This window comes from Terricaulis silvestris (assembly GCF_009792355.1).
Classification (GTDB): domain Bacteria; phylum Pseudomonadota; class Alphaproteobacteria; order Caulobacterales; family Aquidulcibacteraceae; genus Vitreimonas; species Vitreimonas silvestris.
On sequence record NZ_CP047045.1, the window covers coordinates 2,829,901 to 2,849,323 of the forward strand.

At 64.9% G+C, this 19,423-nt stretch carries 18 protein-coding genes and 1 riboswitch; of the genes, 4 read left to right on the forward strand and 14 right to left on the reverse strand.

Annotated elements, in window-relative coordinates; genetic code table 11:
• Positions 1 to 2 precede the first annotated feature (2 nt).
• The 5 genes from DSM104635_RS14560 to DSM104635_RS14580 are packed head-to-tail and all read right to left on the reverse strand — an operon-like array spanning position 3 to position 5,788.
• Positions 3 to 947 (reverse strand): homoserine kinase, encoded by a 945-nt coding sequence (locus DSM104635_RS14560; RefSeq protein ID WP_158766903.1) that lies wholly within the window; start codon positions 945 to 947, stop codon positions 3 to 5.
• Complete coding sequence (thrA, locus tag DSM104635_RS14565; RefSeq protein ID WP_158766904.1) at positions 944 to 3,427, reverse strand: bifunctional aspartate kinase/homoserine dehydrogenase I; 2,484 nt, start codon at positions 3,425 to 3,427, stop codon at positions 944 to 946. Before thrA ends, DSM104635_RS14560 begins: the two co-directional genes overlap by 4 nt.
• A 60-nt stretch (positions 3,428 to 3,487) precedes the next feature.
• Positions 3,488 to 4,648, reverse strand: a complete 1,161-nt coding sequence (gene metB, locus DSM104635_RS14570; protein ID WP_158766905.1) for a cystathionine gamma-synthase — start codon at positions 4,646 to 4,648, stop codon at positions 3,488 to 3,490.
• Positions 4,641 to 5,612, reverse strand: coding sequence for a homoserine O-succinyltransferase MetX (gene metX, locus DSM104635_RS14575; protein ID WP_158766906.1), 972 nt, complete (start codon positions 5,610 to 5,612; stop codon positions 4,641 to 4,643). The genes metB and metX overlap by 8 nt, the downstream gene beginning before the upstream one ends.
• Entirely contained in the window at positions 5,612 to 5,788 is a 177-nt protein-coding gene (locus DSM104635_RS14580) for a hypothetical protein (RefSeq protein WP_158766907.1), read from the reverse strand. Before DSM104635_RS14580 ends, metX begins: the two co-directional genes overlap by 1 nt.
• 220 nt (positions 5,789 to 6,008) lie before the next feature.
• Positions 6,009 to 6,086: riboswitch (SAM riboswitch) on the reverse strand.
• A gap of 152 nt (positions 6,087 to 6,238) precedes the next feature.
• On the opposite strand from DSM104635_RS14580, the gene proB reads away from it, so the two are divergent.
• The gene (gene proB / locus DSM104635_RS14585; RefSeq protein ID WP_158766908.1) at positions 6,239 to 7,345 is read left to right on the forward strand and encodes a glutamate 5-kinase; all 1,107 of its coding nucleotides are present in this window, start codon (positions 6,239 to 6,241) and stop codon (positions 7,343 to 7,345) included.
• Positions 7,342 to 8,604, forward strand: a complete 1,263-nt coding sequence (locus DSM104635_RS14590; RefSeq protein ID WP_158766909.1) for a glutamate-5-semialdehyde dehydrogenase — start codon at positions 7,342 to 7,344, stop codon at positions 8,602 to 8,604. The genes proB and DSM104635_RS14590 overlap by 4 nt, the downstream gene beginning before the upstream one ends.
• 9 nt (positions 8,605 to 8,613) lie before the next feature.
• Here the strand turns inward: DSM104635_RS14590 and DSM104635_RS14595 are convergent, their stop codons facing one another.
• The 6 genes from DSM104635_RS14595 to DSM104635_RS14620 all read right to left on the reverse strand — a co-directional run bounded on the left by DSM104635_RS14595 (position 8,614) and on the right by DSM104635_RS14620 (position 14,965).
• Positions 8,614 to 9,918, reverse strand: a complete 1,305-nt coding sequence (locus tag DSM104635_RS14595) for a TolC family outer membrane protein (protein ID WP_158766910.1) — start codon at positions 9,916 to 9,918, stop codon at positions 8,614 to 8,616.
• Positions 9,919 to 9,931: 13 nt separating this feature from the next.
• Positions 9,932 to 11,173 (reverse strand): ABC transporter permease, encoded by a 1,242-nt coding sequence (locus DSM104635_RS14600; RefSeq protein ID WP_158766911.1) that lies wholly within the window; start codon positions 11,171 to 11,173, stop codon positions 9,932 to 9,934.
• Positions 11,157 to 11,870 (reverse strand): ABC transporter ATP-binding protein, encoded by a 714-nt coding sequence (locus tag DSM104635_RS14605; protein WP_228445705.1) that lies wholly within the window; start codon positions 11,868 to 11,870, stop codon positions 11,157 to 11,159. The genes DSM104635_RS14600 and DSM104635_RS14605 overlap by 17 nt, the downstream gene beginning before the upstream one ends.
• Positions 11,870 to 13,459 carry an efflux RND transporter periplasmic adaptor subunit gene (locus tag DSM104635_RS14610; RefSeq protein ID WP_158766912.1) on the reverse strand — a complete coding sequence of 530 codons (1,590 nt, stop codon included), beginning with the start codon at positions 13,457 to 13,459 and terminating at the stop codon, positions 11,870 to 11,872. Before DSM104635_RS14610 ends, DSM104635_RS14605 begins: the two co-directional genes overlap by 1 nt.
• A gap of 108 nt (positions 13,460 to 13,567) precedes the next feature.
• Positions 13,568 to 14,182 (reverse strand): EF-hand domain-containing protein, encoded by a 615-nt coding sequence (locus tag DSM104635_RS14615; RefSeq protein WP_158766913.1) that lies wholly within the window; start codon positions 14,180 to 14,182, stop codon positions 13,568 to 13,570.
• Between the two features lie 297 nt (positions 14,183 to 14,479).
• The gene (locus DSM104635_RS14620; protein ID WP_158766914.1) at positions 14,480 to 14,965 is read right to left on the reverse strand and encodes an EF-hand domain-containing protein; all 486 of its coding nucleotides are present in this window, start codon (positions 14,963 to 14,965) and stop codon (positions 14,480 to 14,482) included.
• Between the two features lie 174 nt (positions 14,966 to 15,139).
• Here DSM104635_RS14620 and DSM104635_RS14625 point away from each other — a divergent pair, with 174 nt between their 5' ends.
• Both DSM104635_RS14625 and DSM104635_RS14630 read left to right on the forward strand, forming a co-directional pair.
• The gene (locus DSM104635_RS14625; RefSeq protein WP_158766915.1) at positions 15,140 to 15,862 is read left to right on the forward strand and encodes a response regulator; all 723 of its coding nucleotides are present in this window, start codon (positions 15,140 to 15,142) and stop codon (positions 15,860 to 15,862) included.
• Complete coding sequence (locus DSM104635_RS14630) at positions 15,859 to 17,256, forward strand: sensor histidine kinase (protein WP_158766916.1); 1,398 nt, start codon at positions 15,859 to 15,861, stop codon at positions 17,254 to 17,256. Before DSM104635_RS14625 ends, DSM104635_RS14630 begins: the two co-directional genes overlap by 4 nt.
• On the opposite strand, the gene DSM104635_RS14635 is transcribed toward DSM104635_RS14630, so the two are convergent.
• Genes DSM104635_RS14635 through DSM104635_RS14645 form a run of 3 tightly spaced genes read right to left on the reverse strand, consistent with a single transcriptional unit; the run spans position 17,228 to position 19,405 of the window.
• On the reverse strand, positions 17,228 to 18,163 hold the full coding sequence (locus DSM104635_RS14635) for a TraB/GumN family protein (protein ID WP_158766917.1): 936 nt from the start codon (positions 18,161 to 18,163) through the stop codon (positions 17,228 to 17,230). The two genes, DSM104635_RS14630 and DSM104635_RS14635, sit on opposite strands and share 29 nt — an antisense overlap.
• A gap of 10 nt (positions 18,164 to 18,173) precedes the next feature.
• Positions 18,174 to 19,181: a 2'-deoxycytidine 5'-triphosphate deaminase domain-containing protein gene (locus tag DSM104635_RS14640; RefSeq protein ID WP_158766918.1), complete on the reverse strand. Its 1,008-nt coding sequence runs from the start codon at positions 19,179 to 19,181 to the stop codon at positions 18,174 to 18,176.
• Positions 19,181 to 19,405, reverse strand: a complete 225-nt coding sequence (locus DSM104635_RS14645) for a DUF6980 family protein (RefSeq protein WP_228445706.1) — start codon at positions 19,403 to 19,405, stop codon at positions 19,181 to 19,183. The genes DSM104635_RS14640 and DSM104635_RS14645 overlap by 1 nt, the downstream gene beginning before the upstream one ends.
• Positions 19,406 to 19,423 lie beyond the last annotated feature (18 nt).

Below are 19,423 nucleotides of genomic sequence, written 5' to 3' on the forward strand. Positions count from 1 at the left end.
GGCTAGATCTCAACGAGCCGCGCGCCGGCGGACTCTATGTCGACGACCCAGCCATCCACGCCGATCTGACGCGACGCGAACTGCGCCTCCATCGCCGCCAGAGCGCTCTGCGCCTGCTCGGCCAACGCCCAGGCGAAAATGGTCGGCCCCGCGCCCGATATCGAGCAACCGAGCGCGCCTTGCGCCATCGCCGCCGCTTTCACGTCCGCAAAGCCCGGTATCATCGATTGACGCTGCGGCTCGATGAGCACGTCTTCGAAGGAAGCTCGAATCATATCCACATCGTTCGAGTAGCAACCGGCAATGAACCCCGCGAGGTTTGCCGTCTGCCACACGAAGTCCGACATGCCGATCGTTTTGCTCAGCACCGCGCGCGCTTCCTTTGTCGCCAGATACAAATGCGGGTGCACCACGACTGCGCGCACACCCTTCGGCACCGGAATCTGCTTCACGCGCGGATGATCGATGCCGACAGTAAGAACCAGGCCGCCGAATAATGATGGCGCGATGTTGTCCACGTGAAGCGATCCGCTGGCGACCGCTTCGCCCTGCATCGCGAACTTCAGAAGATCGAGCTTGCTGAATGGCGTTTGCAACAGTCGGTTCGCCGCCACTACCCCGGCAACAGCTGAGGCCGCCGAGCCGCCGAGGCCCGAGCCAAGCGGAATACCCTTCTCGATCTCGAGTTCGATGCCGAACGCTGGCGCCGCCGCTTCGACAAGCGCCTGAACCGCGCGGCCCGCAGTATTCTGCGCGGCTTCCAGGGGAAGATCATCGGCGACGCCCCTGATCGCTTTGATCGTAACGCCGGGCGTTGCCGATACGGACGCCGTGACGCGATCACCCAGCACATCAACCGAGAAGCCGAGAATATCGAAGCCGACGCCGACATTGCCGACCGATGCCGGCGCAAACGCCGTCGCGCGCTGGGCGGCTGCCGCGCTCACATGCGCGCTCCAAGGTAGGACGCGAGGCGCAGAAGGTCGGCGAACACGCCACCGGCCGTAACTTCCGGTCCAGCGCCGGGCCCTTGCACGATGAGTGGGTTGGCGCTGTAGCGGCGCGTTGAATAGCGCACGATGTTGTCGGTGAGCGCGGTGTTCGCCAGCGGCGCTGAGGCGTCGAGTTCGACAACGCCGACGCGCGCTTCACCCGCAGCGGTAACGCGTCCGACATGGCGCAGCACCTTCCCGCGCGCGCGCGCGGCTTCGAGCCGTTCGCGCATCGCCGCATCGTGTTCCGGCAACTTCTCCATGAACTCCTCGACGCCGACGTCCTGCAGCGCTTTCGGCGCCAAGCTCTCGACCACGACGTCGGAGAGCTCCAGCGCCAAGCCCATCTCACGCGCCAGGATGATCAGTTTGCGCGCCACGTCCATCCCCGAAAGATCGTCGCGCGGATCGGGTTCTGTGTAGCCGCGCTCCTTGGCGTCGCGCACGACGGCCGAGAACGGCGCGCTGCCGTCATAGACATTGAACAGATACGCCAGCGTGCCTGAGAAGATGCCTTCGATGCTGGTGATTTCGTCGCCGGTTTCCCTCAACTCGCGCGTCGTGCGCACCACGGGAAGCCCCGCGCCAACGGTGGTTTCGTAAAGATAGTGCGCTCCGCTGGCCTGCCGCGCCTTCGCCATGTCCTGGAAATACGCGTAGTCGGCGCTGTGAGCCTTTTTGTTGGCCGTGACCACGTGGATGCCACGCTCGAAGAATTGCACATAGCGGCGCGCCACGTCCTCGCTGGCGGAGCAATCGATGATCACACTGTGCGGCAAGTGCTCGGCGCGCACGTGATCGATGAACTTGTCGATATCAAGAGTGCTGCCGGCACTATCCCGCTCGCCGCGCCAATCGCTCAGCGCCGCGCCGCGATCGAACAACGCCATCTGTTTCGATGACGCAATGGCGCGGACGCGGAAGTCGAGATTGAACTCCTCGCGCAGCCGCGCGCTCTGTGACGCAAGCTGATCCAGAAAAACGCTGCCCACCGAACCCGGCCCGATCACGCCGATCGAGAGCGTGTGCGGCGAAAGGTAAAAGCTCGCATGCGCCGCTCGTAGCGCGCGCGTCGTGCTGGCGGCGTCCACCACAGCGGAGATGTTGCGTTCCGACGCGCCTTGCGCGATGGCGCGGACGTTCACGCCAGCGCGGCCGAGCGCAGAGAAGAGCTTTGCCGCCACACCCGGCATCCCAGCCATGCCGTCACCGACAATGGCTAGGATCGCTAAGTCACGATCGATTGTGACGTCTTGAATCTGCCCCGTGCGCAATTCGCGATCGAACGCGTCGCGCACCACGGCGGCGGCGCGCTCCGCTTGCGCTTCCGGTATCGCGCAGCAGATCGAGTGCTCGGAACTGCCCTGCGAAATCAGAATGACGGAGACGTCGGCCTGCCGGAGCGCGCCGAACAGACGATGCGCTGTCCCCGGCACGCCGATCATGCCGGCGCCTTCGAGATCGATCATCGCGACGCCTTCGATGCTGGTGATGCCTTTCACCGGCAGCGTCGATTGTGGATTGGCGCAAATCAGCGTGCCGCTCCCTTCGGGAGCAAACGTATTGAGAATGCGGATAGGGATCGCGTCGGCAATTGCGGGGCCCATCGTCTGCGGATGGATCACCTTGGCGCCGAAATACGCGAGCTCCATCGCTTCGTTGTAGGAGAGTGAGTCGATCACCGTCGCGCCCGGCACGCGGCGCGGATCGGCGGAGAGCACGCCGTCGACATCGGTCCAGATACAAATCTCGCGGGCGCCCAGCAGCGAGCCAAAAATGGACGCGGAGAAATCGCTGCCGTTGCGCCCAAGCGTTGTCTGCGCACCCTGTTTGTCGGAGGCGACGAAGCCCGTAATGACCAAGAGCGTCTCAGCTCCCGCGTCAATGACCTGCGCTAAGCTCTCCCGCGAGCGCGCCCAATCGACCATCGGCCCCAGCGGCCCTTGATCCACGACGATTACCTTGCGCGCATCCACCCACGCGACCGGTGTCGCCCTGCTCCGTCCGCGCTCACGAAGAAAGTACGCGAACAATTTCGACGACCAAATCTCACCGTATCCGGCAACCAGATCGCGCACATTCGGTGCGGCCGTGCGCGTCAGCTGCACCGTGTGCTGCACGCCGCGAATATCGCGCAGATCGCTGTCTAACTCATCGCCATAGCGCGCCACCGCTTCGGCTGAGAGCAGTTCGCTGGCAATGCCGGTGTGGCGCTCGCGCAGGTCGGAAATCGCGCTGTCGATGTCGCCGCGCTGCTCCGCCAAGCTCACCAGCGCGTAGAGCGCGTCCGTTACGCCACGGCACGCCGATAGCACGACCGCCGAGCGTTCGCCCGTCCGCGCCTCCACGATATCGGCGACGCGGCGAAGGCACGCGGCATCGGCGACGCTGCTGCCGCCGAACTTGTGCACTACCCAGGCCGCTTCACCCGACATCCATTCCTCGCGCACCAATGCTAACTAGCGGCTCCGCGCCGCGCAAACCCAGTCGCCTGCTCACCGCGCTCTCGCCACAGCATGGCTCAAAGCCAATTCCAGATCAGCGATGAGGTCGTCCGGATGCTCCAACCCGACCGACACACGCAGCAGGTTGTCCCCAATGCCCGCCGCTCGACGCGCTTCCGGGCTCATGGCGGCGTGGGTCATGGTTGCGGGATGCGCGATCAGGCTCTCGATGCCGCCGAGCGACTCTGCCAACGCGAAATGGCGCAGGTTGCGCGTCAGCGTGCGAATGTCGGCGCCTGCCGCCAACTCGAAGCTCAGCATGGCGCCGAAGCCGCTTTGTTGACGCGCCGCAAGTTCGTGATCGGGATGGGTCTCCAGGCCGGGATAATGCACCACCGCCACCGATGGCAGTTCGCTGAGCCGAGCGGCCACGCGCGCAGCCGTCGCCTGCTGGCGTTCAAGGCGCACGTGCAGCGTCCGCAAGCCGCGCAGTGTGAGCCAGGAATCGAATGGCGCACCAGTGACGCCAGTGCAATTCGCCCACCAGCGCAATTCCTCCGCGTCCGCCGCCGCCGCCGCCACAACCGCGCCACCGACAACGTCCGAGTGACCGTTCAGGTACTTCGTCGTCGAATGCACGACATAGTCGGCGCCCAGCGCGATCGGCTTTTGCAGGACCGGCGAAAGGAACGTGTTGTCGACCGCCACCTTCGCGCCGGTTGCTTTCGCGCGCTTGGCCAGCGACGCGATGTCCGCAATCCGCATCAGCGGATTGCTCGGCGTTTCGATCCACAGCAACGCCGGCTGCTGCGCAAGCGCTGCTCCCACTGCGTCGGCATCGCGGAGGTTGGCGTACTGAATACGGATCTGCCCCTTGCGCGCCCGCGCCTCGAACAGTCGCCACGATCCGCCGTAGCAATCATGCGTCGCGATCACGAGCGCATCTTGCGGCAGTTGCGCCAGCACCAGATCCACGGCCGACATGCCGGAACTGGTGATGACCGCGCCCGCACCGCCTTCAAGCTTGGCGATCGCATCCGCCAGCGTCGAACGCGTGGGATTGCCGGAGCGCGTGTAGTCGTATTCGCGCTTCTCGTTGAAATCCGCGAAGCTGTAATTCGCCGACAGATAGAGCGGCGGCATCACCGAACCGTGAGCGGAATCCGAATCGACGCCAGCACGACAGGAAATGGTTTCGTCACGGTCAACCATGAGCGGGCGCCTCCAAGCATTTTCTGATGATCGGCGCGATGCGTGCGGGCTCTTTGAGAAACGCATCGTGGCCGTAGATGGACGGAAGAGTGTGAAACCCGCGCAAGTGCGGCAGCCGTTCAGCCAATTCGCGAACGAGGCTGATGGGAACGAGCTGATCGTCGAGGCATCCGACCAGCGTCACTGCGACGCGGACATCCACAGGATCAACGAAAGCGCGGTCAATTGATTCGCTGAGCGTCAGCCACCGGCGCGGCGCGCCTGCTTCGGCGTATGTTTCGCCGCGCGCTTCGAGATAGCGGTCAACGCCGCCACGTCCTTCCGCGTCGATGCCGGCGCCAAACCGCGCTTCGAACTCGTCGGCGGTGCGATAGGTAATCATTGCAAGTTGCCGCGCCAGCGCGAGACCGCCAGCGGCGTCGCCATGCTCCAGCCCAAACGCCACGATGCGCCGCTGCACGCCGCGCCACGCCAACGCCTGCGCGGCGGGCCGATGCGCCGCCGAGATCACGCACAGCCGCTCGATCCGTTCCGGCGCGAGCGCCGCCAGCGCGAGCCCAACCAATCCGCCATAGGAAGCGCCGACAAACCCGTGCAGCTTGGGCACGCGGAGCCGGCCCAAAGCAATCACGATCAGACGCGCCTGATCCTGCGGGGTCAGCCGCACGCGATGATTGCCGGCAGGCGCGAAATCCAGTCCAATCAAGCCGAACCGATTGAGATCGACGGCGCCGTGGTCGCTAATCGTCTCGCGCCACCAGCCGTCCTCGCCGCACACATTCAAGCCGGCGGAAATGCCTCCCAACGCCAGTATTTGAGGCGCTTCGCGCGGACCGAAACAGCGCAAGCGCACGTGCGTATCCGGCAGCAGATCGCCGCTCTCAAGCACGAAATCCTTCGGAATCGGCGCAGCGACATCCTCAAATGGCGCGCTTGGCAGCCGCGTTAGAGCTAGCGCCGTCATCACGCCGCCGCCACGTCGCGTTTGGCCAAAACCAAGTGCTCGATGCTGCCGCGTTCCGCGAGGCCGTCATCCAGCAGCGTATTGAGGAGGTCGCGGGCCGATTGTGCCGATACCTGCTTCAGCCGACATCGCACATCAAAGCCGCCGTCACTGCGGGCTAGCTGCAGCGCAAGCACGTCTGCGCCGGCGCAGGAAACGCGCTCAGAAACGGCCGTCCACGCGGTCCAATCCCGGACCGCAAGATGCACATCATGCTGAAATTCAACGCCCGGGAGGTCGGCTAACGCCGCATCCCCGCTTGCCCGACAGGCGCTATTTGAAAGTCCCATAGCCAAACTCCGCGCATAAACGCAGCGTCGAATTGGATGGGAGCTTGCGGGCCGAGGGCGGACGCGCCGAGGCGCACTCACCTCCGCTTTAGCTGTATTTATAACGCGCCCGCAAGCTGAGCATCAAATCGGCGCGACCAAACCAATAGTGCAGTGCAGCGCGCTTGTCACCATGCAATCTAATCTCCGAATGAAATCCAGCCGATCACGTGTTCGAGACCCGAAAGCAGGCGCCGCAAAAAGTGGCAGGCCCGCCGCAAGGCCTTGGCGTGCGCCCGGCGGCGCCGGTAACGTGAGATGATGTTAGCGACCGCCAAACGCGTCGTTGTGAAGATCGGTTCGTCGCTTCTCGTCGATGGCGAGAGCGGCGAGCCAGCCCGCGCCTGGCTCGCCAGCCTGGCCGACGACGTCGCGGCGATGCGGGCAGCTGGCAAAAGCGTGCTGATCGTGTCGTCTGGCGCCATCGCACTTGGGCGGCGCGCGCTCGGCCTGGAGCGCCTGCACCGGCTCGAACACAAGCAGGCCGCCGCCGCCGCCGGTCAGGCCCGGCTGATGGGCGCCTACGAGGAAGCCTTCGCCCGCCACGGCATTCCGGTTGCCCAGGCGCTGCTGACCACAGACGACACCGAGCGCCGCCGCCGCTGGCTCAACGCGCGCGCGACATTGGAAACCCTGCTGGAACTCGGCGCGGTACCGATCGTCAACGAGAACGACACCGTCGCCACCGTCGAAATCCGATACGGCGACAACGACCGCCTCGCCGCTCGCGCCGCGCAGATGATCTCCGCCGACGCGCTCGTCTTGCTCTCGGATGTCGATGGACTCTACAGCAGCGATCCGCGCCATGACGCTAGCGCGGCGTTCATCCCTGAAGTCGCCGGGATCACGCGCGAAATCGAAGCCATGGCTGGCGATCCCGGTGCGCTGGGCTCGGGCGGCATGCGCACCAAGATTGAAGCGGCCAAGATCGCCACCAGCGCAGGCTGCGCCGTCGCCATCACGCGCGGCGACGTGGCTCATCCGCTTGCTGCGTTGGAAGCTGGCGCACGGGCGACATGGTTCCTCCCCCTCGCCACCCCGCGCGCGGCCTACAAAGCTTGGATCGCCGGGACGCTTGCCCCGCGCGGTGCACTGACAGTGGACGCCGGTGCCGCCGCCGCACTTCGTACCGGCAAGAGCTTGCTCGTCTCGGGCGTCAGCCAAGTCAGCGGCGCATTCGAGAAAGGCGACGCCGTCCGGATCTTGGACATTGATGGCGCCGAATTGGCGCGCGGGCTTGCGCGCTACGACGCGGCTGACGCTGCGCGTATCCGTGGCTTGAAGAGCGCCGATATCGCGCAAGCACTCGGCTACGACGCCGGCGCTGTCATCATCCACGCCGATGATATGGTGGTGACGTCATGACCTTCCTCGAAGCGCAAATGCGCGATATCGGCCAACGTGCTCGTGCTGCTGCTACAGCGCTCGCCTTAGCCGACCCTGCGCAACGCACGACGGCACTGCGCGCCATGGCGCAACATTTGCGTGCAACCAGCGCCGCTATCCTTGCCGCGAACGCCGCAGATGTCGCGCGCGCCAAGGAGAAGGCGCTGGCGGAGAGCTTTATCGATCGCCTTGCACTCACGCAGCAGCGTCTGGAGGCGGTCGCAGCCGGCGTTGAGACGATCGCCGCCCTTCCCGATCCCGTCGGCGCCGTCATGGCCGAATGGACACCTCCCAACGGCCTCACCATCCAGCGCGTACGTACGCCGATCGGCGTGATCGGCATGATCTTCGAAAGCCGCCCCAATGTCGCCGCCGACGCCGGCGCGCTGGCGCTCCGCGCCGGCAACGCCATCATCCTCCGCGGCGGCAGCGACAGCGCCGACAGCGTCGCCGCGATTGTCGCGGCATTACGCGTCGCGCTGCTGAGTGCTGGATTGAGCGAAGACGCTATTCAAGCCGCGCCGACCGCCGATCGCGCGGCCGTGGGTATGATGCTGGCGGGCTTGGACGGCGCCGTTGATGTGATCGTTCCGCGCGGCGGCAAAACGTTGGTCGCTCGCGTGCAGGAAGAAGCACGCGTCCCGGTGTTCGCGCACCTTGAAGGCGTCTGCCACACGTACATCCACACCGGCGCCGATCGCGCCAAGGCCGTGGCGATCACCGTCAACGCGAAGATGCGACGCGTCTCCGTCTGCGGCGCCACCGAAACGCTGCTGATCGATCGCGCCATAGCTGCCGCAGTGCTGCCGGAGATTGTCGCCGCACTCAAGGCGCAGGGTTGCACCCTACGGGGCGACGACGAAGCGCGCGGCATCGTCGCGATGGAAACCGCGACCGACGAAGATTGGCGCACGGAGTACCTCGCGCCGATCCTTGCCGTCCGCGTCGTCTCCGACCTGGAAGAGGCCATGGCGCACATCGCCACTTACGGCTCCCAACATACCGATTGCATCGTGACAGAGGACGAAACGACCGCTGGACGCTTTCTACGCGAGGTCGATAGCGCAATCGTTCTGCACAACGCCTCGACGCAGTTCGCGGATGGCGGAGAGTTCGGATTTGGTGGAGAAATCGGCATCGCCACCGGCAGGCTGCACGCGCGCGGGCCTGTCGGCGCAGAACAGCTCACAACGTTCAAGTACGTCGTGCGCGGGTCTGGTCAGATACGTCCGGGCTGAGACGAACGCTTAGCGCCCACGCAAGTCGTCGTTGTCGATCGAGCCGCCGCCGCTGGTTGGCACGTCGAGTTGGCCGACCGAAGCGAGCAGCTGACGTTCCGCCACCACGAGATCGCGCTCCGCTTGGGCCAGAGCAAGGCGCGCGATCAGCAGGTCCTGCTCCTGATCGAGCACTTCGACAGTGGAGCGCAGGCCAGTCTCTTGTTCGAGCGTCACGCCTTCGTAAGCAAGTTCCGCCGCCTGGACTTGCTCGCGGGCAGAATCCACGGCGGCGCGCGCGCTGGCGAGGCCGGTCCAGGAATTCGTCACCAGCTCCTGCACGGCGCGCTGTGTCGCCGCGAGGTCGAGATTGGTCGCCGCGCGGAGAGCGCGCTGCGCCCGCGAGCGCGAACGGATCGCGCCGCCTTGGAACAACGGCACCGACATGCGCACGCCGATCGAGTCCGTCGTCGCTTCGGTAGCGTCTTCGTCGTCAAAATCCGCGCCGATGGACTGGCCGCCTTCCAGCGTCACCCGCAACCGTCCAGCGGAGTCAGCGATATCGACGTTTGCATCGGCCAACACAGTTTCCGCCTCGGCGCTCTGCAGAATTGGGCTCTCGCGCACCGCGATTTCCAGCGCCGAACCGAGATCCGTAGGCAATCCGCCAGCAGGCTGCGGCGCTTGCAAATCCGACGGCGGCGTGCCGACCAGCCGCTGATAAGCCTGCACGGCCGCGGCGAGCGCGCCTTGCGCCTGAACCAGCTGCGTACGCGCCTGCGCCTGTCGTGCTTGCGACTGCGCAACGTCGGTGCGCGTCACGACGCCAGCGTCGAACTGCGCTTGCGCGTATTCGAGAAGCCGCGTCAGGTTGGATACGGTCGTCTCGCGCGCCGCCACGACAGCCTGCGCTTGGCGCACGTCGGCGTACGCGCGTGTCACATCGAGCAGCAGCGACTGCAAAGTGTTGTCATAGTCGGCGACAGCGCCTGCGATCTGCGCACGCGCGCCGCGTGTGGTGGCGACCACGCGGCCGCCGCCAAAGACGAGCTGCGAAGCGCCGACCGAGCCCGACCAAGTCTCACTCGACGGCGTGTCAATACCTGGCCCCTGTCCATCGCGATTGCTGCGCGTCGCGCCCGCGGACAGCGAAAGCTGCGGTAGCGCTTCGGCCCAGGCTTGCGGCAGCGCTTCACGTGTGGCGTTCAGGCGCTGACGTGTCGCCGCGAGGGTCGGATTGGTTTCCACCGCCGTGGTCATCGCCTCGGTCAAGGTATCGGCTTGAGCCGGCATCGCCGTCGTCAGAGCCAACAAAGACGCCACTACAAATCGCATGAGAACTTCTTCCTCATTCCCGCCGCAGCGCCTCGATCGGGTCGAGCTGGGCGGCGCGCCACGCGGGGTAAGCGCCGAACACCACTCCAACCAATCCAGAGAACGCAATCGCCAGCCCCGCGTTTAACGGGGACACCACCAAGGGTAGGTTAAATAGCGATGTCATCCCCCATGCGCCAGCGACCCCGATAACTAACCCAATTACTCCCCCGGCCACGGAAAGTGTAACAGCCTCCAGGCCGAATTGATGAAGAATATCTGACTGACGAGCGCCCAACGCCTTGCGAAGCCCGATCTCGCGTGTCCGTTCGGTGACGCTGACCAGCATGATGTTCATGATCCCGATACCCCCCACAAGAAGAGAGACCGCTGAAATTCCCCCCAGGAGGTAGGTGAACACCTGCGTGGTCTGCGCCGCGGTTTCGGTGATCGAGCTTAGATTCTGCACCGTGAAATCATCCTCGCCTTCACGCGTACGGTGGCGCTGGCGCAACAGGTTCTCGACGTCTTCCTGCATTGTCGTCAGCGCATCTTCGCTGCTCGCCTTCACCGAGATCTGGCTGACGGAATCCCCCCGCCCGCGACGGCCGGAGATACGACGTTTCACCGTCGTCAACGGCGCCAGCACGATATCGTCTTGATCCATGCCGAAACCGGATTGACCTTTCGATTCCAGCACGCCGATCACGTCGAACGTGCCGCCATTCATGCGCACGGTCTGGCCGACTGGATCAATGTTCGGGAATAATTCAGCCGCGACCGTTGCTCCCAGAACGACGACACGGCGCGCTTGGCGTTCTTCCGTGTCATCGAACATGCGCCCCGACGAAATCTCCCAATCGCGCGCAATCAAATAGTCGGGCGTCACGCCTTCGACTTGCGGGTTCCAGTTGAGGCCGTTGGCGATCACCTGTGTGCGCGCGCGTTGCGACGGCGCAACGGCAACGACGCCGTCGATTTGCTCGGCGATGGCGTTGGCGTCATCCATCGTGAGCGTATCCCAGCCCTGACCACCGCCGGCGGCGCCGCGCAAACCGCCCGCACCGCGCTGCGCGCCAGGAACGACGATCAGCAGGTTCGACCCCAAGCTCGCGATCGAGCGCTCTACCTGCGCTTGCGCGCCGGAGCCCAGCGCCACCATCGCCACCACCGAGGCGACGCCGATGATGACGCCCAGCGCCGTCAGCGCTGAGCGCAACGGATTGGCGCGCAACGCACGGCCAGCACTGGAGACGAGGTCAGACGTGCGCATCATGGCGCGTCTCCTGAGAATTGAGATGATCGGCAACGATCCTGCCGTCCCGCATTTCGATGGTGCGCTTGGTCGCCCGCGCTATGTCGTGATCGTGCGTGACGAGCACGACTGTCGCGCCTTCCTGGTTGAGCTGACTGAACAGCGCCAAAATCTCGATGCCGGTATTGGTGTCCAACGCGCCCGTCGGTTCATCCGCCAGCAACAAAGCCGGCTTGCCCGCCAGCGCTCGCGCAATGGCGACACGCTGCTGTTGGCCGCCGGAAAGTTGTGTCGGCCTGTGCCCCATGCGCTCGCCCAAGCCGACGCGCTGCAGCAATTCCGCCGCGCGGTCCTTGCGCTCCTTCGGCAGCACGCCGCCATAGATCATCGGCAGCTCGACATTCTCGAGCGCCGTCAAACGCGGCAGCAGGTTGAAGCTTTGAAATACGAACCCAACGGTCTGGTTTCGGAACACAGCAAGGTTGTCATCGCTCATCGCTCCGATATCGTTGCCGGCGATGGTGATGCGACCATCGGTGGGCGTATCGAGACCGCCGAGAATGTTCATCAGCGTCGACTTACCCGAACCGGACGGTCCGACGATCGCGCAATAATCGCCGCGCGGAATGCTAAAGCTCACGCCATCCAGCGCGTGCACTGTCTCATCGCCCATGCGGTAGAGCTTCACCAACGCCTGGGCTTCGATCAGTGTGTCCATCACCCGCCCCGGATGCGGACACCGCCGCCAGGACCGCCGCCACGGCCACCGCCGCCGAACGGACTGCTGGAGTTCTCCTCCTCCGCGCGCGGACCGCCACCGATGATGACTTCGTCGCCTTCGTTCAAGCCGGAGTGCAGCAGCGTGTAGCCATTGTCGGCAACGCCAATCTCAACCAGCACCGGCGCCGGCTTATTGTTGCGCAGCACCCAGACTATCGCTTGGTTGCGCACCTCCTGCCGTGGCCCGGCGCCTGAGCGCACCTGCGTCAGCAATTCGCGCTGCTGAGCGGTCAGCGTTGGCTCGATCGCTTGGATCACTTGATCGCGCATCCGCCGCATCGCCGCGCGCCGATCACCACCGCCGCCTTGTCCCCGGGCCGGCATCGTCGCCATTGCATTTTCGAATGCGGTCTGCGCCGCCGCACGTTGTTGCTCGTTGAGCTGAAGGCTCTCCGCGAGCTGCGCCACGACGCGGCCACGTCCTTGCCCACCACCGGCGCGCCGGCCTTCGCCGCCTTGTCCGCGTTCGCCACGCGTTTGCGCGACAGCTTCGCCAGAACGCTCGCGCCGCTCACCGCCACCGCTCACGAGCGCCTGACCTCGCGCCACCAATTCAGGATCGGCCGGACGGAACCGGAGCGCCGTGTTCGGCACGCGCAACACGTCCTCGCGCTGCTCCAGCACGATCTCAGCGTTCGCCGTCATGCCCGGCAACAATTGGCGGCCCGGATTGTCTGCCTCGACCACAACTGTGTAGCTCACAACGCCAGATTCAGCGACGCCCTGCTGACGCACTTGGCTGACGACGCCTTCAAACTCGCGATCTGGAAACGCATCGACTGTGAACTGCACGGCCTGGCCTTCGTTGACCTCGCCAATGTCGGCCTCGTCCACCGTGATGTTCGCCTGCAGGCGCGACAAATCCTGCGCGATCACAAAGAGCGTCGCCGCTTGCAAGCTCGCCGCCACCGGCTGCCCGACGTTCACTTGCCGGTCCACTACGACGCCCTCGATCGGCGAGCGGATCACGCTACGCTCCAGATCGGTGCGCGCCGTCGCCACCTGCGCCGCACCCGAAGCGACAGCGGCCCGCGCCGTATCGCGTGCGGCGCGTTGCTGCGCCATCAACTGCTCCGACGCAAAGCCACGCTGCTGCAACAGCACATAGCGCTGGTAATCCGATTGCGCGACGGCGAGCTGGGCTTGCTGCTGCGCCAATTGCGCTTGCGCTTGGACAATGCGTTGCTGGAACGGCGTCGGGTCAAGGCGCGCCAGCACTTGCCCCGCGCGAACCTGCGAGTTGAAGTCGACCAGCACTTCCGACACCGGCCCCGACACCGTCGCGCCGACGTTTGCTGAAACCAGCGGCTGCAGCGTCCCCGTCGCGCTCACCACCCGCGTAATCGCGCCACGATCCACCGCGGCCGTGCGATACGGATCGGCGTCGCTCTTGCCGTTCATCAGGCTCCAGCCGATGAGCAGCACCACTGCTGCTGCGCCGCCTGAAATGTACAAGCTGCGGCCACGCAGAAAGCCTGGCCGTTTCGACCAGAGTTCCATCGCCTTCTGCTTCAGTTCGGCAAACATCGTGCTTCCTCAATTGGCTGCGGCCTTCGCCGCGGCAACACTCTTCCCCTCTTAACGCGCGAAGAGCGCGGCCAGGTGAGCCATCCCCCGGCCGCGCAAGCCGCGCCGTTAGCGTCCGCGACGATGCGGGCGTGCGGCGTCAGCTTCTTCGCGTGTCACGCGCCCGTCACTGTTGGCGTCGAGACGCTCGAACATGCCCGACCCCATGGTGGCGTACTCGCTGCGCGAGATTTGGTTATCGCCGTTGGCATCGGGATTCACACGCTCTGGACGTTGACGTTGTTCACCTTCCGCGCGCTCGCGCCGTTGCGGGCGTTCCGCGGTGGAGATGACGCCATCGTCGTTGGCATCGAGACGATCGAACATCTCGGTAGGACGCGCGAGAAATTCGTCCCGCGTCACGTTGCCATCGTTGTTGGCGTCGGCACGTTCGAGGCTATGCATGCCGCCGCCATGACGGCCACCGCGTCGGCCGCGACGATCGCCCGGTTCAGCGCGACGTTCTTCGCGCGTGAGTTGGCCGTCATTGTTCGCGTCGAGCCGCGCAAACGTGGCGTCACGACCGGTGTCGAATTCCTGCCGCGTCAGCACGCCGTCGCTGTTGGCGTCGGACTGGAATACGCCGTGCTGGCGCTGGGGCGCAGCCTGGTCTTGGGCCAGGGCGAAGCCGGCCGCACCGGCAAGCGCCGCGAAGCCGGCGGCGGCGAGCAATATCTTTCGCATTTGAAAAACGTCTCCTTCCGGCCGACCCACTCGCCTCGGCCATGGTTCCCAATTAGCTGTCCGGCTTTTCCCGCGTTGGTCGTGGTTGCGCCAAAGTGTGTCTGGCCAGCAAAAAAAAGCGGCCGGCGCACGGGAGATGCGCCAGCCGCTGGTCTTCGCCTGACGCCGGGGAGGGAGACCGTGGCGTCGGCAGGGGTAAATCGGGCGTCTTGGGGAGGGATTAGCCCGATGATTGAAAGTTAGCCCGAGGATGTGTCCTGCATTTTTCGGCCAGGGCCGAATTGGCGCCAAGACGTGTCAGCGGCGATCCTCAATGCCCAACCGAGGCCGTTCCACCGGCGGGCGCGCCTGATTGACGAGGCGCACGAACTCGCCACGCGAGAGCGCACCGCTTTGATCTTCGTCATAGTCACTGACGCGGCCACGAATTTCGGTTTCGAACTCCACGCGCGTGATGATGTTGTCGACGTTGCGGTCGAAATCGAGCCGATAGGGGCCAAGCTGCCCGCCGCCAAGAACGCCATTGGCCCACGATTGGAACTCGATCGGCGTCAACGCACCATCGCCACCGCTGTCGGCGCGTGCAAATTCGCGTGCGATGCCTGCCTCGATCTCAGCCGATGTCGTGCTGAGATCGCCATCCGCATCGAAGCTCACGAACATCATGGCGTCGCCCGACAGCAAGGCGCGCACCGGCTCGCCCGTAAACCCGCCGCCGCCACTCGCGCAGGCCGTCAACGCGGCAGCGCCGCAAGCCGCGAGCGCCAAGGTCTTCAAAGCCATGAATCGTCCCCTCTTCGTCTTGCCCACCAAGCCAGCCAGCCTGTGGCGGCCATAAGGCGACATAGCGCCTGTTCTTGCCCAAGTTTGTCGCCCGGGCCGTCCGCCAATCTTTGGCACAAATCCGGCACGCGCACTGTGTAGATTTTTGTCGTCCGGCGCCGCACATCAAGACCCATGACGCTGGAGGACCCCCATATTTTGGTCGTTGACGACCATCGCGAGATCCGCGAGTCGCTGGCGCAGTTCCTGAAAAAGAACGGCCGGCGCGCCACCGCCGTGGAAAGCGCCGAGGCCGCCCGCAAAGCGATCAAGGAAAACCGCGTCGACCTCATCATCCTCGACATCATGATGCCTGGCGAGGACGGGCTCTCTCTCGCCCGTCACATCCGCGAGACCAATCACATCCCCGTCATCCTGCTCTCGGCCCGCGCGGAGGAGCTCGACCGCATCATCGGCCTCGAAGTCGGCGCCGACGATTACGTGGTGAAGCCCTTCAATCCACGCGAGCTGATGGCGCGCATCGACGCTGTCCTCCGCCGCACCCACGCGCTCCCGCCCGAAGCGCAAGCGCCCACGGGCGAAGCCATGCGCTTCGATCGCTGGACGCTGAAGGTGGCCGAGCGCGAATTGGTCGATGACGACGGCAACACCCACGAACTCAGCACCGGCGAGTATCGCCTGCTGCTCACTTTCCTGCAGCGTCCAAAGATCGTACTGACGCGCGACCAGCTTCTCGACCTCGCCTTTGAGCGCGGCACTGACGTGTTCGATCGCGCCGTCGACACTCAAGTCAGCCGTCTGCGCCGCAAGATCGAGATCGACGCGCGTTCGCCCAAGCTAATCAAGACGGTCTGGGGCGGCGGTTACGTGTTCACAGCGCCCGTGGAAAGGGCGTGACCAACCCGCTGAACACGCTGACCGGCCGACTGGTCCTCGTCACCATCATGGCCGTGCTGCTTTCGTACACCGTCGCGTTCTTCATTTACGCCAATGAGCGTGGCGCGGCGCTTCGGCGCGCGGCCGAAACCGCCGTGATCGAACGCGTCGCCTACACCGCCGAACGCCTGCGCGAAACGCCATCCTCGCAACGCGCCTTCATGGCCGAGACCATTCGCGATTTCTCCATTCGCTACAGTGTCGATGAAACGCCCAGCATCACCGCGTCCTCGCCTTCCGGCCCCGGCGCGCGGGTCTCGCGCGCAGTCGCCCAGCGCATAGGCGGCGACGTTCGCGGGTCATCACGCACAGTCGAAGCGCCTTCGCGACGCTGGCGCGTTCTGCGCGACGGCCCACCCGGCGAGGGGCGCGAATTTGGACACCGCGAGCGTCGTGACGATGCAGGCGAAGGCCCAATGGTCCGCAGCACCGAAGTCAGCCTCTCTGTGCAACTCGACAACGCAACATGGCTGAACGCCCGTGCGCGGCTCCCCGGCCCGCGGCCTGCGCCCTTCAGCGTCCTCGTTGGCGCACTCGTATCGATCATCGCCGTTGGCATCGGCGCGGCGCTGATCTCACGTCAGATCGGTCGGCCTCTCGCCGATCTCGCGAACGCCGCGCGCGCACTCGGGTCAGGTCAAGCCAATGTCTCCGCACCGGTCAGCGGCCCGGACGATGTCCGCCGCGCCTCGACCGCGTTCAACGCCATGGCCGAACGCCTTGGCCGCCAACTCAATCGTCAGCGCCAGATGCTGTGGGCGCTGAGCCACGACTTGCGCACGCCGATCACCGCGATCCGCCTGCGCGCCGAACTGATTGAAGACGAAGCCACGCGCCAGCGTTTGCTCGGCTCGGTTGAAGAAATGGAACGGCTCACCGAGCAGGCGCTCTCCCTCGCCCGCGCCGGCGCCAGCGAAGAAGCGCGCTCAACCGTCGATCTCGCCGAGATCGCGCGGACGCTCTGCGGCGAGTTGCAAGACATGGGCGTCAACGCCACCGCCGACGCGCCGCAAGCCGTGATGGCCGAGTGCCGCCCAAGCGAACTCGCACGCGCCATGCGCAACCTGGCGGAAAATGCCGCGAAGTACGGCGGTGGCGGCATGATGCGGGTTTATCGCTCACCCGCCAACGAAGTCGTGGTTGAAGTCAGTGATGACGGACCTGGCGTCGCCCCAGACCAGCTCAGCAAACTCGCAGCGCCCTTCTTCCGCGCGGACGATGCACGCAGCGAAGCCAACGGCGCGGGCCTTGGCCTCGCCATAGCCCAAGCCATCGCCGAAGCGCATGGCGGCCGTCTTGTGCTGGAAAACCGTATTCCGCGCGGCTTCAGCGCGAAGCTTGTTCTGCCGGGCTGACGCGCTCGACGGTCAGCCCACGCGCTCGAAACTGCTCGATCAGCCCATCCGGCCCCAGCATGTGTCCCGCACCAACCGCAACGAAATCGACGCCCGAGCCATCAAGCTCGCGCGTGAGCACATCCATCCAAGCGTTGTTACGCTCTGCAAACAGCACGCGGTAGACGTCCGGGTAATCATGGCGCGTATCTTCGACGACGAGACGCTCGAGTGTTTCGATATCGCCCTGCTCCCAAGCCCTCGATAAGGTATCGACTTGCTCAGCGCCCATCTCCGTCTGTTCGAGAGAATCGACGAGCATCTGACGCTGGACCTCCGGCGAGAGATTGGCCAGAAAGCCGATCTGCTGTTCGATGGTCTCGAACGCACGCGTTCGTTTGCCAAGCGCTTCAGCGGCGGCGTCGATTGCGTTGTCCACGCCTGCCGCCGTTTCGTATCCCGCCTGCAGCATCGGCATCATCGACAGCGTGATCGCCGCGAGCCACGGCCGCATCCGCTCGAACATCGCCGGCGGCGCGTTGAGGCGTTGAAGCAAAGCCGTCAGCTTCGCGTTCTCTTCCACCGTCAGCAAACCCGACAACGGTTGATCCGATGGCGCCATGCCCAGCTGCAGCACCAACACTTGCGCGCGCGCCTGCGCATCGTCGGTGATCTTCAGCTCAGTCCAAACCTCATCCGACTCCGCCAGCGCCGCGCGCGCATTGGCGCCGCCCCATTGCGAGCCGGGCCGGCGAATGTGCACGGTGCCAAAGAGATAGATCGTCGAATCCGCATCGCGCACCGCGAACAGCGCCGGCTCGACTTCTGTCAGCACTGGCGCAGGCGCTGGCGCCGCGGGTTGATCGGCGCGCGCCGGCGCGACCAACGCAAGCACAGACACAGCAAGCAATGCAGCGCGCAGTTTCATTCTGAAAGCCTCACCGCCAGGGCGCGAAGTTCTTCGAGAGCTTCAAGCCCTGCCCCTGATAGTTCGATCCAGACTCCCCATAAAGCCGCTCAACCGGTCCGCAAAGCGGCTCGAACACGAGCTTGCCCACGGGCTGGCCATCCTCAACGAAGAACGGCACATCACGCGAGCGCACTTCCAACACGGCGCGCCCTTCGTTCGGCGCAATGCCAAACCCAGGATCGAAAAAGCCCGCATAATGCGCGCGAAATTCGCCCAGCTCGGGGCGGATCGGCGCCATCTCCGCCGCTTCGTCCGGCGGGATCACGACGTTTTCCTTCGACGCAAAAATGTAGAACTGCCCGGGATCGAGCACGACGCGCCCCTTACGCGCTTCCATCGGCTCCCAGAAATCGCGCGGATCGTACGCGCCGACGCGATCAAGATCGATCACGCCTGAGTGGCGCTTGGCGCGAAAGCCAACCGGACCCGTCATCGCCAGATCCATCGTGAAATCAATCTCGCGCTTCGGATGCTGCGGCCCGCGCCGCAAGCGCACTTGGCTCAGTCGCGTGCCTGTCCGGACCAGCACCGAAAACGTGCACGGCGAAATCTCCGCCCACATCGGCCCGCGATAACCCGCCGGCACGTGATCGAACGACGACGCGCCGTCTAAAATCAGCCGCGTGAAAACATCGACACGCCCGGTCGAACTTTTCGGATTGGCTGCGCCCGCAATGTGCTGCGGCAGCGCCAGTTCTTCCTGCACCTGCACGAGATACACACAGCCCGTCTCAAGCACCGCGCCGGCACGCAAATCGATCTTGTGCATCACAAGCTGGTCGTCGAGCCGATCCTGCACCTTCGCGCCCGCTCCCGGCAGAAAGCTCGCGCGCAACCGGTACGCGGTTTCCCCCAGGCGCAGATCGAGGCTGGCCGGCTGAATCTGGTCGTCAATGAACGGCGTATCCGCAACGATCCAGCCCTGCTTGATCGCGCGTTTGAGCTCCGAGTCGGACAAAACGCCGTGAGTCGTCATTATTCCGTTCTGCCACGTGATTGCAGGTTCGCGCCACACCATGGGCAGAAGGCAATGGTCATCGCCGAGCTGCCACCATCATGGATGATCAGGCCATACCGCTTGGTTTCAGAGTTGAACGTGATCAGCGCATCGGGGCAGTCGAAACGATCCGCGTGCTGACCACATACCTGCGCCAGATCCCGTTCCATGCTGTCGCAGCAATGGTTCATTTCACTCTCCACCGTTCGCCTTCTAGCATT

What these genes read in the sequence shown, in the direction of transcription:
- thrA (WP_158766904.1), bottom strand. Translation starts at nt 3,427, where the DNA reads ATGTCGGGTGAAGCGGCCTGGGTAGTGCACAAGTTCGGCGGCAGCAGC.
- metB (WP_158766905.1), bottom strand. Translation starts at nt 4,648, where the DNA reads ATGGTTGACCGTGACGAAACCATTTCCTGTCGTGCTGGCGTCGATTCG.
- metX (WP_158766906.1), bottom strand. Translation starts at nt 5,612, where the DNA reads ATGACGGCGCTAGCTCTAACGCGGCTGCCAAGCGCGCCATTTGAGGAT.
- proB (WP_158766908.1), top strand. Translation starts at nt 6,239, where the DNA reads ATGATGTTAGCGACCGCCAAACGCGTCGTTGTGAAGATCGGTTCGTCG.
- DSM104635_RS14590 (WP_158766909.1), top strand. Translation starts at nt 7,342, where the DNA reads ATGACCTTCCTCGAAGCGCAAATGCGCGATATCGGCCAACGTGCTCGT.
- DSM104635_RS14595 (WP_158766910.1), bottom strand. Translation starts at nt 9,918, where the DNA reads ATGCGATTTGTAGTGGCGTCTTTGTTGGCTCTGACGACGGCGATGCCG.
- DSM104635_RS14600 (WP_158766911.1), bottom strand. Translation starts at nt 11,173, where the DNA reads ATGATGCGCACGTCTGACCTCGTCTCCAGTGCTGGCCGTGCGTTGCGC.
- DSM104635_RS14605 (WP_228445705.1), bottom strand. Translation starts at nt 11,870, where the DNA reads ATGGACACACTGATCGAAGCCCAGGCGTTGGTGAAGCTCTACCGCATG.
- DSM104635_RS14610 (WP_158766912.1), bottom strand. Translation starts at nt 13,459, where the DNA reads ATGTTTGCCGAACTGAAGCAGAAGGCGATGGAACTCTGGTCGAAACGG.
- DSM104635_RS14615 (WP_158766913.1), bottom strand. Translation starts at nt 14,182, where the DNA reads ATGCGAAAGATATTGCTCGCCGCCGCCGGCTTCGCGGCGCTTGCCGGT.
- DSM104635_RS14620 (WP_158766914.1), bottom strand. Translation starts at nt 14,965, where the DNA reads ATGGCTTTGAAGACCTTGGCGCTCGCGGCTTGCGGCGCTGCCGCGTTG.
- DSM104635_RS14625 (WP_158766915.1), top strand. Translation starts at nt 15,140, where the DNA reads ATGACGCTGGAGGACCCCCATATTTTGGTCGTTGACGACCATCGCGAG.
- DSM104635_RS14635 (WP_158766917.1), bottom strand. Translation starts at nt 18,163, where the DNA reads ATGAAACTGCGCGCTGCATTGCTTGCTGTGTCTGTGCTTGCGTTGGTC.
- DSM104635_RS14640 (WP_158766918.1), bottom strand. Translation starts at nt 19,181, where the DNA reads ATGACGACTCACGGCGTTTTGTCCGACTCGGAGCTCAAACGCGCGATC.